This window comes from Tolypothrix sp. VBCCA 56010 (assembly GCF_050875635.1).
In the GTDB taxonomy this organism is placed as follows: Bacteria; Cyanobacteriota; Cyanobacteriia; order Cyanobacteriales; family Nostocaceae; genus Hassallia.
Genome location: NZ_JBPAOH010000013.1, coordinates 77,589 through 91,008, shown reverse-complemented (window position 1 = coordinate 91,008; position 13,420 = coordinate 77,589). Strand labels below are relative to the sequence as shown.

Here is a 13,420-nt window from a genome sequence, read left to right as displayed (position 1 = left end):
AAGGAGACAAGGAGACAAGGAGACAAGGAGACAAGGAGACAAGGAGACAAGGAGACAAGGAGACAAGGAGACAAGGAGACAAGGAGACAAGGAGACAAGGAGAATTCAAAATTTAATACTCTCCCCCTCCCCCCCTCTCCCCCTCCCTCCCTCCCCTTGTCCCCCCCTCTCCCCATGCCCACATGCCCTAAGTAGAGAAAAATTAGTTACCCATAAATGGTGTAGAAATGTATAGAATCTTTAAAAGATATAAAATACATTTTTTTTAAATGCACACACTTGTAGCTTCTTCCTCAATGCAACTGTCTAGACCAACTCAATGCCAGCCAAAGAAGATTGTCGCACTAGGAGATAGCTTAGTTTACGGATTTGGCGATCCAGAAGGGGGAGGCTGGGTTGAGCGATTGCGGCGGTCGTGGATGTCGCCGGATAGTGCGGGTCATATTGTTTATAATTTGGGAGTGCGAGGCGATCGCACTCAACAAGTAGCACAAAGGCTAGAAATTGAATTCCGCCATCGGGGAGAATTGCGAAACCGCGTCCCCGATTTGATTATTCTCTCAGTCGGAGTGAATGATTCAGCGCGGTTGGCACGTCCTAATGGACGCAATTATACAGATTTTGCCGTGTTTGAATCAGAAATCGCTTCTTTACTTGAACAAGCACAGCAACTGTGTCCGGTGTTATTTGTTGGGATGGTGCCAGTCGATGAAGCCAAGATGCCATTTTTAGATTGTTTATATTACAATCACGCGGATCAGTATCGCTACAAAGAAGCTACTCGCATCGCTTGCAGTAAAAGACGGATTCCCTATCTTGATATTTTTCAGCGTTGGATGGGACGCAGTGAAAATTGGCGACGCAAACGTGTAAGTCAAGATGGACTTCACCCGAATACACTAGGTTATCAAGCTTTGTTAGAAGATGTGATGAATTGGGAAGCGATCGCTACGTATAATTCCCAAACAATTGCCAGCTAACATCATTTGCTGAGTCACGTATGAGAAAAAATGGCGTTGCTAGAGCGTGCGGGATGATTTGACAATACACGCCGATAAATTTGAAATATTAAAGAGACGTTCAGTCCGGAACGTCTCTACGTTTTTATTGCATCTAATCATTATTTCGCTCCACCATCATACTATATTTATTGATAAAATTTATCACTATCATTCATGACCATTACTCTGACGCCAAAAGAGAATCGCGAACTGTGGGCAGAAGCCAAAAACAACAGCCAGCAAAATTTAACAAACTTTGAATTTCTCTGCTCGCTACCCAAGCAACTTGGTAAAGGCTATATACGAAACATAGAGGTGCATCCGAATCTCTGGGTGACGATTTCGGACTATGAATATGACGATGACGTGCTGATCAAAATCCCGGATTGGGATCACCCCCTGCAATTTGGTGTTCTGCTTTCAGGCAAACATGTGGATGAATACGGGGGGCAGGTTGGGGAAGGATACACGCTGATTTCTGGCAGCGGTGTTCAACGGAAGATGACAATTGAAACACCCAAATCCCGGATTGTGAGTGTTAACATCCACATGCCGGCGGATCTGCTGGCAACTTTTTTCCCCACAGAGTCCGGAGAAATTCCCCCCCAGTTGCGCTTGCTGGCAAAGGGGAACGATTGGCAGACATTGCTTTACCCGCAAACGAATTCCGCAATTCAGTTTGTAGCACAGCAAATTGTTAGCTGTCCCTATCGAGGGATGACGAAGCGGATGTATTTACAAGCGAAGGTGTTAGAACTGATGGCGTTGCAGTTAGCCCCGATTCTCACAGATTGGGGTGGACTACAACCATCGCGGCGATTAAAAACTCCAACGATCGCTTGTATTCATCACGCCAAGGAAATTTTGCTTTCCCGTCTGGAGAATCCGCCGTCATCGGTAGAATTGGCTACTTTGGTGGGGGTGAGCGATCGCACTCTCCGACGCGGATTTATAGAACTGTTTGGGACTACAGTATTTCGCTACCTGGCTGTTACTAGCAGCACGTTTGTCAATGGTTTTAGAAGGTATTTTGGCAACCGCGCTTCGGATACCGCGAATGTTGAGCAACTTGAGATTCTCAAGGGACCCGCATCCGTTCTTTACGGTCAGGGTGAACCGGGGGGCATTCTCAATATCACAACTAAACAACCCCTTTCAACCCCTTATTACGCCGTTGATGCAACCATCGGCAGCTTTGATTTCTACCGTCCGACACTGGATATTTCTGGTCTGTTAAATGCAGACGGAACAATTCGCTATCGGTTGAATGCTGCTTATGAAAGCTCTGGTAGCTATGTAGATTTTGTTGAGTCTGACCAGATATTTGTTGCGCCCATTATCAGCTTTGAACTTGGTAAAAATACCACTTTGACCCTGGAAGGTGAATACTTCCATGTCTCCAAAGTTGAGTATCTTGCTGGTATTCCAGCAGTTGGTTCAGTAATTAAGAGTCCCTTTGGAGAAATTCCTCGCTCCCGGTATCTTGATGACCCAGAATTGGATCTAGACCTTGATCGAGTGGCGCTCGGCTATCGTTTGCAACACAAATTCAGTGACAATTGGTCAATCCGCAATGGGTTCAGAGCTGAACTTCAAAATTATGAGGAGGGTTTTGTGTTTGCAGGAAGCCTGCAAGCAGACAATCGAACCCTAAATCGTAGTGCTGGCTTTGACAAATTCGATTCAGAAAACTACGTCTTGCAGACGGATGTTTTAGGCAGGATTCAAACGGGTACTATCAAGCAGGATTTGCTGTTTGGCGTGGACTTAGCTCGAAACGATCTCATAGGAGACAGATTTAGCATCGCTATACCGGCGATCAATATCTTCAATCCAAACTATAGCCGCCCTCCCTTTGAACGCATACCAACGGCATATCGCAATGAAATTCAGAATTTCATTGGTGTCTATGCCCAAGACTTAATCTCGATTGGTGACAACCTGAAAATCCTGCTAGGTGGTCGCTTTGATTATGCAGAAGGTTCCACTAACGATCAAATCCCATCGCGTCTACCGACTGAACAAGAAGATAGTGCCTTCAGCCCTCGTGTTGGCATTGTTTACCAACCGATTCAGCCCGTCTCGTTATACGCCAGTTGGACGCGATCGTTCCAACCCTCTCGTCCTGTTCTCGGCAATGCAGACGGTACACCATTTAAACCAACGACAGGCGAACAATTTGAAGTCGGGGTGAAAACAGAATTTTTAGATGGCAGACTGGCAGCAACACTGGCGGCTTACCAACTTACTAAACAAAACATTGTTGTGACCGATCCAGTGAATCCAAGATTGAACCTTCAAGTCGGTGAACAGCAAAGTCGGGGCATTGAGTTTGATCTTGCCGGACAAATCTTACCCGGTTGGAACATCATTGCTAGCTATTCCTACATTGATTCGGAATTCACCGAAGATCCTAGACCTGCTTTTAAAGGCGACGAGCCGAGTAATGTTCCCCGTAATAGTGCCAGTTTATGGACAACCTATGAAATTCAGACGGGAAGCTTGAAAGGGCTGGGATTTGGAGCCGGATTGTTTTTTGTAGGCGAGCGACAAGGAGACTTACCGAATACGTTCGCATTGCCTAGCTATGTCCGAGCCGATGCAGCTATTTATTACCGTCGTAACAACTTGCGAGTGGGACTGAATTTCAAGAACTTATCTGATGTGTATTACTTTGAAAGTGCTTTGAGCCGGACTAGCGTATATCCCGGCGCACCGTTTACAGTTTTGGGCACGGTTTCATTCCAGTTTTGACCACCCCTAACTCACCTTTTCTAGGGGGGAATAAGAAAAGGCTCTTGAAAGCCCCCCTTTTAAAGGGGGGTTGGGGGGATCAACTCCTCAATCTGCCCACACACTTCCTCAAAATCATTCATCACCTCCCTATTCATAAACCTTACAATCCTCAACCCATACCCTTCTAAAACTCTCGTTCTTTCCAAATCATACATTTGCCCCTCTTGTGTGAAATGACTCTCCCCATCAATCTCAATTACCAATTTGGGCGCTGCACAGTAGAAGTCAACGATGAAATGGTCAATCGGTCTTTGTCGCAACAGTAAAGAATTAGTTCCCTCCTTTTTAAGGAGGGTTAGGGAGGATCAAGTCTTGACCTCCCTTACTTAACGGTGAATTAGCACCCTGACTAATATCAAATAATTGAGAATTATTATTAAAAATTTTTATGGAACGGGATTTATCTTTACCATATCTGAGCGCAATTTATCGATAATAATTATTAATAACTCTAAAATTTCTCAGCTTTAAATATCATCAAAATATTAGACAAGATTGCACTCATTCTTTTTTGCACCCAAGCGTGATAGAGCTTTTTTCCTATCCCTTTCACGGCAGATGCTACAACGCGACGCCAGTCCGCTCAACGTTCGTGACCTCCGCACGCGGCTGGCGAGTGGAACCCGCGCAACGCACTGCCTCCCCTTTCCCCTTTCTTAAAAATCGGTATAAAATTTGATTTTTGCTTGAGGCAATAAAATTGTAATAATAATTAACACCAAAATCTACGGCAAATAAACCTTAGTTCTCTTCAAATACATTGACATATTCAGCTGACTTGAAGAATCATCAAAGGGACATCGGCTAGTGGATGTAGAGGAAACTATGCATATTGACACAGTTATTCTCGTTTTGATTGAGGTGCTAATTGTAATTGGAATGTCACGCTTAATAGGATTGGCATTCATAAGGATTAAGCAACCCCTGGTAATTGGTGAGATTGTTGCCGGCATTATGCTTGGACCATCATTATTTGGTTGGGTTGCTCCTAATTTAGCCGCTACCCTGTTCCCACCAGAAACTGTTCCCTTTCTAAATATTTTATCTCAGGTGGGACTGATATTTTTCATGTTTCTGATTGGTTTGGAGTTAGATCCAAAGTATCTCAAAGGAAAAATAAATGTAGCAATTTTGACTGCTACAATGTCAGTTTTAGTACCATTTGCCTTAGCAACTTTATTAGCTTTGTTACTGTATCCGTTGCTTTATGATGGCAATGTTTCATTTACCGCTTTTGCACTGTTTTTGGCATCGGCAACATCAATTACAGCATTTCCAGTGCTTGCCAGGATAATTACTGAGAAAAACTTACAGGCAACGTACTTGGGAACTTTGGCACTAACTTCTGCCGCTGTGAATGATTTGGCAGTTTGGTGTTTGTTAGCACTAGGAATCGCTGTCGCTAGAGAAGGTAGTATTGGTGGAGCTTGGCATAGAATTATCGCCAGCTTGCTTTACATCGGGTTTATGATGACGGTAGGACGAAGTTTTTTGCAACGTCTTGCTATTTACTACCGTCGCACGGAACGCCTTAACCAATTACTTCTGGCTTTAATTTACATGGGAGTGGTTGCTTCCGCTTTGATTACCCAACTAATTGGTATTCACTTGATTTTTGGAGCATTTTTGCTGGGGACGATAATGCCCAAGAATGCTGGTTTGGTGCGGGAAATAGCGGGAAAAACTGAAGATTTTGTGTTGATATTTCTGCTACCAGTATTTTTCGCTTTCAGTGGTCTGCGGACGCAAATCGGCTTAGTTAACCGTCCGGAATTGTGGTTATTATGTGGATTGGTGTTATTCGTGGCGATCGCCGGAAAATACACAGGCACTTATGTAGCAGCTCGCTTCTCAGGAATTGAAAAACGCGAAGCCTCAGCACTCGGTTGGTTGATGAATACTCGCGGTTTAACCGAACTGATAGTATTAAATATTGGTTTGTCGTTGGGAGTAATTACGCCTTTACTTTTCACAATGCTGGTGATAATGGCGTTAGTAACCACATTTATGACCTCGCCTTTGTTAGAGTGGACATATCCGAAACCGCTAATCAAACTAGATGTGGTTGAAAAAGAAGTTGAACCAGAAGCGAGTAGAGATATTGCAACTCAAGATTCTTACGGTCAAATCTACCGGATTTTAGTACCAGTAGCGAATCCGAGTACACAAAAAGGTTTGGTACAGTTAGCAGTAGCGATCGCTCTCAACTACCAACAACCAACAGCTGTTCATCCTCTCAGTTTGATAGAACTTTCAGAAGATTATGCCTTTGAAAGTACCCCAGTTGAAGCAAATCGATTAATCGAAGAACGTCGGCAGCAGCTAGAAGAATTAATTGATACCTTAGAGCCACCGTCTACACGCTATTACGTACATCCGATAATTCGCATATCCAGTAACGTTGCACAAGAAACAGCAGAGATAGCCGAACTCGAACCAGCTGATTTAATTTTAGTCGGATGGCATCGCCCAGCTTTTAGTAATAATCGCTTAGGCGGGCGAGTTGGTCAAATTCTGACTACAGCGCCGGTTGATGTAGCAGTGTTTATAGACAAAGGCAAAGAGCGCTTAGAAAATTTGTTGGTGCCCTATTCTGCAAATATCCACGATGATTTAGCACTGATACTTGCGTTGAGACTGTTAGTAAATCGTGATACTTGCCTGTTAAAGATTTTACAGGTAGTCTCAGAAAATCGCGTCAAAAATGAAATGAGCTACGAGTTGCACAAAATGATGCAGCAATTACCTCAAAGTGTACGCGATCGCATTGACATTCAAACCATTGAAGCCTCCGAGCCAATCCAAGCTGTAGTCAAAGCCTCAGAAGGGGTAGACCTGACTATTGCAGGTACCAGCCGTGCTTGGGGTATTGAACGTCAAACCCTCGGACGTTATACAGACGAACTAGCGATTCAGTGTCGTTCCTCACTTTTGATTACCCGTCGTTACAGTCAAGTCACCTCTCACTTAGCCTCAGTCCTTGCTGGTGCTAACACTCCCGAATCAGCACTCAGAGGATAGGAGGATGGGGGGATGGGGGGATGGGGGGATGGGGGGACAAGGAGACAAGGAGACAAGGAGGACAAGGGGGATGGGGAGACAAGGGGACAATTCTTTCCCCCCTTCTTTCCATCCCCCCCTCTCCCCATCTCCCCCTCTCCCCCTCTCCCCTTCAGATGTAGGATAAAAATAATCTTGCAGGTCAAATAATCGTGGAAGATATTCCTAAAATAATTAAATTTACAGTCACACCGCAAACAAAAGCCAAAGGACACAAATAATGGTAATGGTGTTGAGGATTAGGCAATTTTTTCTTTATGTGAGTTTGTTTGGCTTGTACGCAGCAATTACTCTCAAAACTAATAGCAGTATTGCAGCAGAAACAGCAAGGCTAGAAGATTGGCGCTTTTACCCAGAAGCTTTTCAACTAGAAATTAATCTCTCAGCAGGTACAACACCGCGCTACTTTTATCTTGCTCAACCCCCGCGCATGGTTGTAGATTTGCCTGATACCAAATTAGGCTATGTTTCCACCCAAGAAAATTATTCCGGAGCAATTCAAAGAATTCGCGTTTCCCAATTAAATGCAAACGTAACTCGCATTGTCTTAGATTTAGCACCAGGAACTTCTTTAGATCCAAATCAGGTGCAACTGCAACCGATTTCCGCGCAAAATACCACTCGCTGGGTTTTACGTCCTTTAATTGCTGACGGCACATCTTCTCAACAAGGAAACTATCCACCGCCTAGCAACTTACCACCGAGCAACTATAACTATCCACCGCCTAGCAACTTACCACCAAGTAACTTACCACCGAGCAACTATAACTATCCACCGCCTAGCAACTTACCACCGAGTAACTTACCACCGAGCAACTATAACTATCCACCACCTAGCAACTTACCACCGAGCAACTATAACTATCCACCACCTAGCAACTTACCACCGAGTAACTTACCACCGAGCAACTATAACTATCCACCACCTAGCAACTTACCACCGAGTAACTATAACTATCCACCATCTAGCAACTTACCACCCAGTAACTATAACAACTCACAAATACCTTTAGTAACAGTACCGCCGCTGAATTCTAACAACCCTACTCAACAACCTGGTTCTGTTTTTCCCCCAGCGAGTTTCCCAAATCAGTCTGGTAATTTTAATAACGCTCCTCTTAGTGTCGGTGCCCCCGGTTTTCCTGTTCAAACCGTCCCCAACCCTAACTATCCAGTCAATGTTCCTAATTCTGGGGTATTTGAGTTTGGTCAACCCTTTCCCAACTCCGATAGGTAAGCGGCTTCTGTTGAGTAAAGTGAAGAGTGAAGAATCCCAAAATTCTTCCTTCTTCCTTCTTTTTGTTTCTAGAATCTGTCAGTTTCTTGTGGTTGTGAGACTGCTCCCGGTTGACTGATAAAGAAGTTTTGAGCAGCTTCGTTTTGGTAAATACACCTGATATCAGGTTTTTCACTATCCAAATTACCCGTAAAACCAAAAGTGTTCAGGCGATTTTTGCATTCGTTCACCTGTTGCGATGATACGAGCTTTCGTTGCTCTAAAATTGCCCAGTTATTTTGGCGGATAACGCATCCAGGACGCATACTCGGTTGAGCAACGTAGACATTAAACGGATTGAGAGTCACGAAAAGTCTAGCGTCCATCACCATAGCGCTAGCTCCATACTGCACGCAAATTTCTGGGTTCGGTGCTTTGGTGTCAATAAATTCGCGGGAAGCCACGTTTGCTGGAGTCAACGTGGTTGTAGAGCTAAAAGCAATACCAATCCCAATTCCCAAAATAAACACCCCCGCCAAAATCGCCATAGTGGTGAAATTAAACGCAGGAGAAAAAGCAGAGGGTTTAGAATCGGTAAATGTTCTACCAGTAGATTTACGTCTCATTGTTGCTTAATCAATTTCACGCCTTAAATAGCCGGGAGTAGTTCAACGGTTCTCCCTCTTTAAGTATGACGAGTCTTTACTAAAATTGGTCAACAGTCAATAATCAATTGTTAATTGTCAAACCGCACATCCTTAGGACTTACGCAAATAGACCAAAAAAACGAACCGCCAAGTACGCCAAGTACGCCAAGGAATAAGAGTTTAAGAGAGTTTTTGCCTAAGTCCTAATCCTTTTCAAACCAGTCGCGCATAACAAGAGTATCTAGTGCAGGCTTAGTTTAGGTGCTGAAGATTGTTGTACTGGTTAGTGCCGATCGCGTTTTCGTTTCGGGTTGCCGATCGCGATCGCCCAATTTTTAGCCATTTCTGGGTTGGTGTTGACTGATTTGTTCTTCTGTGTTGCCAGTTTACGTACTACTACTGAATAATAGTAATGCACTGTCACGCAATTTCTAGTCTAAAACTAAAAAATAGTTGCCTGCCATGACCAAACCTCAAAGAAAATTTACCATTGAACCAAAAGTTGCCGAACTGGAAGCGAGAACTGCGGTGCTGTAAGTTTTAGTAAAAGCCAGTTAAATCAGGAATAATTTAAATAATTAAATTTATGTCAGCAGAAAAACAACGACAAGAAGAAGCAGAATATAGTCAAAAATTACAGCAGTATGGGCAAGAATTAATTAAAACAATTAAGGCAGGAAATTCCCTTGATAGTAATGATGTTCGGCAGAGGTTAAGGCAACTTCAACAGACTCTAGGACTTAAACAAACGGACATCAGTGCAATTGAAAACATAGTTGTAGCAAGCCAAGAATTGATTAAATCTCCAATTCAGCAGTTAAGCCCTGCTCAACCCACTCAACCAACTCAAAAAATAACCCGACAAAAATTTTTGAAGTGGGTTGGCTTAGGAGGTGCAGGTTTGGTGACAGCAGTGGTAGGTCGTGAAATTTTTAAGGGTCAATCACCAACATCAACACCAACATCAACACCAACACCGACACCAACACCGACACCGACACCTATCTGTGTAGCAAAACCTAAATACATACTCTCAGCAACCGAGAAAGCATTCGGATTACCCTTGTGGACGGTTGAGTTTGAAACGGTAATGGTAGATGAAGAGGGACAGGTAATTAAACGAGATTCTAACAAGCAAGCCAAGTTTTTTAAGGAGGACTTGGGTAATGGTGTAACTCTAGAAATGGTCTCTATTCCTGGTGGTTCTTTTAAGATGGGTTCACCATCAGGGGAGATAAGTCGATACTCAGAAGAAAGTCCGCAGCATGATGTAAATGTGCCTGCTTTTTTTATGGGCAGGTTTGAAGTCACCCAGGAACAGTATCAACGAGTGATGGGTACAAATCCATCCAATTTCAAGGGAGAGAAACGCCGCCCTGTTGAGTCAGTTTCCTGGAATGATGCAGTAGAATTTTGCAAAGAGCTGAGTCAAAAGACAGGACGCACTTACCGCTTACCTTCGGAAGCAGAATGGGAATATGCTTGTCGTGCAGGAACAACGACACCCTTTCACTTCGGCGAGACGATTACAACTGAGTTAGCTAACTACGAAGGAACTAGCATTTACGCTTCTGAGCCAAAAGGAGAAGATCGTCAAGAAACAACAAAAGTAGGCAGTTTTCTACCCAATGCCTTTGGATTGTATGACATGCATGGGAACGTTTGGGAGTGGTGTCAAGATACTTGGCATGACAGCTATAAAGGAGCGCCTAAAGATGGAAGTGCCTGGATAGATAATGATAATCAGTATCGTATGCTGCGGGGCGGTTCCTGGACCAACGTTCCTATAAACTGCCGTTCCGCGTCTCGCTACGACAACGGTGGGGCGAAGCACGACACCTTCTACGACAATAATGGTTTTCGTGTTGTCTGCGCGGTTGGGAGAATTATTCAGTAGCCCTTTATACTTTACTCCTTTTGCCCTCTACTCTTCTTTCTTTTACCCTAATTAATATAGTAGAAGTCATTACAAAATCATTCCCAGTAAAGATTTGACGTTCATCACGCTTGATTTTTCTGCTCATTGGGTTGTATCCTTTTTTGAAATTCTGCTAGCGATTGCTCTGGTGTGCTAACAACAACCCTACCCGGTTTTGCTCGGATAATACTAAGGTAGTGTTGAAAAGCGTCTTCATCTTCAGGATGTTGTTTAACATAATTTCTTAGTTCAATTTCTGTTAATTGTTGATAGTTAGTGTTACTCATTGAATTATTTCCTCTCCGTTACTCAAAATTTCTACTTGTATTTCATTACCTACTAAAACAAAGATTCTCTGTGAACGTGTGTCGTATCTTGTCATCTCAATATTTCTTAATAGATTACTTGCTTGTACACATATACGAAAAAAGGTTTTTAACTGTTCTGTGGTAGGCACTGGTTTTAATTATCCTCCTTATTGCTTCTATCACCGCCCCTAATTTCCCCCAAACGTTCGGTACTTTGTGCTATTAAGCCAAATTTTTGAAGATTGTCAAAAGTAAAATTTTCTAACCATCGACTAGCCGAAATACCTTGCTTTTTAGCTTCTTTATTGATTGCATCCCATACTATGGGGTCAATACTAATGGTTTTAGTCTGTCGCTTGCGTTCCTTCATTTCTATAAAAATTTGCGTAACCGTTTATCCTTATTATCTCATTTACCCTAGACTACAATCAATTACAAGCAAACACAAGTAGTTTTAGATAAAATCTTTTTCAACAGTCCCCCTTCTCGATCTCACTTTTAATACTTTGGATAGTTAAAGTATCAAAAAATATAAAATATTAATTAATAAAATTTGATACATAACTTAAAAAAGTGACATCTCCAAGACTGCGACTCTTAAGCAAAAGCTTCAAAATCTCACAAATTCAAATCCTTCTCGCTGATAGTCTGACTATTTTTTGGGGTGAATGGCTGGATTTGCGTGTGAGAATTGCACAACTTGCTACATCAGGCTTAATCTCTCCATTGGTATATATTCTGGCTTTTGGCTTTGGTTTGGGAGGTTCAATTAAACCAGGGGTAGGAATTAGTGGTGATTATAAGAACTACTTAGAATTCATTTTGCCAGGGATGGTGGCGCTGTCGTCGATGACAGTCAGTTTTGTGGGGACAACGTTTTCGATTTGCGGAGAGAGACTGTTTACCAAAAGCTTTGAGGAATTGTTGCTTGTTCCGGTGCATCCTTTAGCTTTGCATATCGGTAAAATGCTGGCGGGAGTCATGCGCGGATTGTTGACTTCGCTGGGTGTAATTTTGGTAGCGCTACTGTTTACTGGTAACTGGCGTTTTCTGCACCCGTTGTTTTTGTTATTGCTAGTGCTGAGTTGTGCAGTTTTTTCGGGATTGGGGGTAGTTGTCGGGTTAACTGTGCGATCGCTTGAAGCTGTCGGACTCTACAACAACTTTCTCATCATCCCCATGTCCTTTTTGGGAGGAACTTTCTTTGACCCAAATACATTACCCGCAGCTTTGAAAGTCGTAGTTTATTTGTTACCGCTTACTTATGCCACTTTAGGACTGCGTGCAGCTGCTTATTTGCCATTGTCGCAGTTTCCTTGGTATAGCATACCGATTTTGTTAGTGATGGCGATCGCTCTTTCTCTCTGGGGTGCTTACATTTTTGCCCACCAACAAGATTAACGTGGCAAAACTTATAATGGGTAATTGCTTCAAACCATATTTCAGTCTCGATGAAATGCTAATTCGCACTGCCACATCAGACGATGTACCCAAAGTTTTACCAATGGTTGCTAAAATTTGCGCCTTGCATGAAAATTGGGACACCGCCAAGTATGGATTTTTGCCTCATCCAGAACAGCGTTATGAAAAATGGTTGACGCGGTTGGCGACTAGCAGCGATCGCAGCGTCTTTTTAGTAGCGGAAGATGAAGGTAAATTGGGGGGGTTTCTAGTAGCGACAGTTGAGCGAGAAATTCCAATTTACCGTTTACAGGAATATGCTTTTATTCACGATATCTGGGTTGAACCAGAATATCGCCAAAACAAAGTAGCGCGACAAATGGTGATGTTGTGTGTCGATCGCTTCAAAGAAATGGAAGTTCAGCAAATTCGGCTTGATACCGCAGCAGTCAACGAAGCAGCGCGACGATTATTTACATCCTGCGGTTTTCGCATCAGCACCATAGAAATGCTCAAAGAGGCGCGGAGTTAGTGGTTAGTAGTTAGTAGCGCAAAGTTGATAGGGGCGGGGTTCCCCCGCCCTTACAGGAGTTTTTAGCTAGCTAAAAGTGTTTTCTCCAGAGGTGTCCAACGGAAGAAGCGATCGCCTCCTCTCTCGATAATCACTTTCACTCGTGGTTCTATACTAGGCAAAGCCGCTAAATATTCAAGTTCCTGATTGGAAAGAACATGCCCTTCAATAATCCACAACACTAGACCCTTTGACTTTGGTGGTAGCTGTTCTAGCTGATAGTTGACAACTGGTGGCACATAGTATACATAGCCTACTGCCGCACCATTAGGGGTAGTTTTTTTACCCAGGTGAGGAGGTCTGATTCCATGAACTCCTGTCAAATAAGCAGCTACATCGCCCAGTCCTCTTGCGGTAATATGCAGGCAGGCGTAACCAGCTGCACGCAGTCGGCGTTGATACCGACCTTCAAAACCCCCTTCCAGAGGTACGTACACGCCAAGAGCGCCAAATTTTTCCAGGTCGCGAATTAAAGGTTTGCCAGTGGTTATTAGTGCCATAG

At 43.4% G+C, this 13,420-nt stretch carries 15 protein-coding genes and 1 pseudogene; 9 read left to right on the top strand and 7 right to left on the bottom strand.

What is annotated here, in order from left to right:
* The 3 genes and pseudogenes from AABK37_RS07065 to AABK37_RS07055 form a co-directional block, all read left to right on the top strand.
* Positions 1-235 (top strand): annotated as a pseudogene (locus tag AABK37_RS07065) (hypothetical protein); the annotation flags it as partial.
* Positions 236-269: 34 nt separating this feature from the next.
* Positions 270-980: a GDSL-type esterase/lipase family protein gene (locus AABK37_RS07060; RefSeq protein ID WP_432550874.1), complete on the top strand. Its 711-nt coding sequence runs from the start codon at positions 270-272 to the stop codon at positions 978-980.
* Between the two features lie 195 nt (positions 981-1,175).
* Entirely contained in the window at positions 1,176-3,755 is a 2,580-nt protein-coding gene (locus AABK37_RS07055) for a TonB-dependent siderophore receptor (RefSeq protein WP_432550873.1), read from the top strand.
* A gap of 59 nt (positions 3,756-3,814) precedes the next feature.
* Here the strand turns inward: AABK37_RS07055 and AABK37_RS07050 are convergent, their stop codons facing one another.
* Positions 3,815-4,057, bottom strand: coding sequence for an endonuclease domain-containing protein (locus tag AABK37_RS07050; RefSeq protein ID WP_432550872.1), 243 nt, complete (start codon positions 4,055-4,057; stop codon positions 3,815-3,817).
* 571 nt (positions 4,058-4,628) lie between these two features.
* Here AABK37_RS07050 and AABK37_RS07045 point away from each other — a divergent pair.
* The 3 genes from AABK37_RS07045 to AABK37_RS07035 all read left to right on the top strand — a co-directional run bounded on the left by AABK37_RS07045 (position 4,629) and on the right by AABK37_RS07035 (position 8,094).
* Positions 4,629-6,818 carry a cation:proton antiporter gene (locus tag AABK37_RS07045; RefSeq protein ID WP_432550877.1) on the top strand — a complete coding sequence of 730 codons (2,190 nt, stop codon included), beginning with the start codon at positions 4,629-4,631 and terminating at the stop codon, positions 6,816-6,818.
* Positions 6,819-6,822: 4 nt separating this feature from the next.
* Complete coding sequence (locus AABK37_RS07040) at positions 6,823-6,984, top strand: hypothetical protein (RefSeq protein WP_432550871.1); 162 nt, start codon at positions 6,823-6,825, stop codon at positions 6,982-6,984.
* Positions 6,985-7,089: 105 nt separating this feature from the next.
* On the top strand, positions 7,090-8,094 hold the full coding sequence (locus tag AABK37_RS07035; RefSeq protein ID WP_432550870.1) for an AMIN domain-containing protein: 1,005 nt from the start codon (positions 7,090-7,092) through the stop codon (positions 8,092-8,094).
* Between the two features lie 68 nt (positions 8,095-8,162).
* On the opposite strand, the gene AABK37_RS07030 is transcribed toward AABK37_RS07035, so the two are convergent.
* Positions 8,163-8,699 carry a DUF3172 domain-containing protein gene (locus AABK37_RS07030; RefSeq protein WP_432550869.1) on the bottom strand — a complete coding sequence of 179 codons (537 nt, stop codon included), beginning with the start codon at positions 8,697-8,699 and terminating at the stop codon, positions 8,163-8,165.
* A 304-nt stretch (positions 8,700-9,003) separates the two neighbouring features.
* A complete protein-coding gene (locus AABK37_RS07025; RefSeq protein ID WP_432550868.1) occupies positions 9,004-9,144 on the bottom strand; it encodes a hypothetical protein in 141 nt (46 codons plus the stop codon).
* Between the two features lie 162 nt (positions 9,145-9,306).
* Here AABK37_RS07025 and AABK37_RS07020 point away from each other — a divergent pair, with 162 nt between their 5' ends.
* The gene (locus tag AABK37_RS07020; RefSeq protein ID WP_432550867.1) at positions 9,307-10,617 is read left to right on the top strand and encodes a formylglycine-generating enzyme family protein; all 1,311 of its coding nucleotides are present in this window, start codon (positions 9,307-9,309) and stop codon (positions 10,615-10,617) included.
* A 104-nt stretch (positions 10,618-10,721) separates the two neighbouring features.
* Here AABK37_RS07020 and AABK37_RS07015 read toward each other — a convergent pair whose 3' ends face one another.
* Genes AABK37_RS07015 through AABK37_RS07005 form a run of 3 tightly spaced genes read right to left on the bottom strand, consistent with a single transcriptional unit; the run spans position 10,722 to position 11,316 of the window.
* Positions 10,722-10,925 (bottom strand): DUF6887 family protein, encoded by a 204-nt coding sequence (locus AABK37_RS07015; protein WP_432550866.1) that lies wholly within the window; start codon positions 10,923-10,925, stop codon positions 10,722-10,724.
* Positions 10,922-11,095: a DUF6888 family protein gene (locus tag AABK37_RS07010; RefSeq protein ID WP_432550865.1), complete on the bottom strand. Its 174-nt coding sequence runs from the start codon at positions 11,093-11,095 to the stop codon at positions 10,922-10,924. The genes AABK37_RS07015 and AABK37_RS07010 overlap by 4 nt, the downstream gene beginning before the upstream one ends.
* Before the next feature lie 5 nt (positions 11,096-11,100).
* Positions 11,101-11,316 carry a hypothetical protein gene (locus AABK37_RS07005; RefSeq protein WP_432550864.1) on the bottom strand — a complete coding sequence of 72 codons (216 nt, stop codon included), beginning with the start codon at positions 11,314-11,316 and terminating at the stop codon, positions 11,101-11,103.
* Positions 11,317-11,519: 203 nt separating this feature from the next.
* Here AABK37_RS07005 and AABK37_RS07000 point away from each other — a divergent pair, with 203 nt between their 5' ends.
* Both AABK37_RS07000 and AABK37_RS06995 read left to right on the top strand, forming a co-directional pair.
* On the top strand, positions 11,520-12,347 hold the full coding sequence (locus tag AABK37_RS07000; RefSeq protein ID WP_432550863.1) for an ABC transporter permease: 828 nt from the start codon (positions 11,520-11,522) through the stop codon (positions 12,345-12,347).
* 1 nt (position 12,348) lies between these two features.
* Positions 12,349-12,879 carry a GNAT family N-acetyltransferase gene (locus tag AABK37_RS06995; protein ID WP_432550862.1) on the top strand — a complete coding sequence of 177 codons (531 nt, stop codon included), beginning with the start codon at positions 12,349-12,351 and terminating at the stop codon, positions 12,877-12,879.
* Positions 12,880-12,941: 62 nt separating this feature from the next.
* On the opposite strand, the gene AABK37_RS06990 is transcribed toward AABK37_RS06995, so the two are convergent.
* A complete protein-coding gene (locus tag AABK37_RS06990) occupies positions 12,942-13,418 on the bottom strand; it encodes an NAD(P)H-quinone oxidoreductase subunit N (protein WP_432550861.1) in 477 nt (158 codons plus the stop codon).
* Positions 13,419-13,420 lie beyond the last annotated feature (2 nt).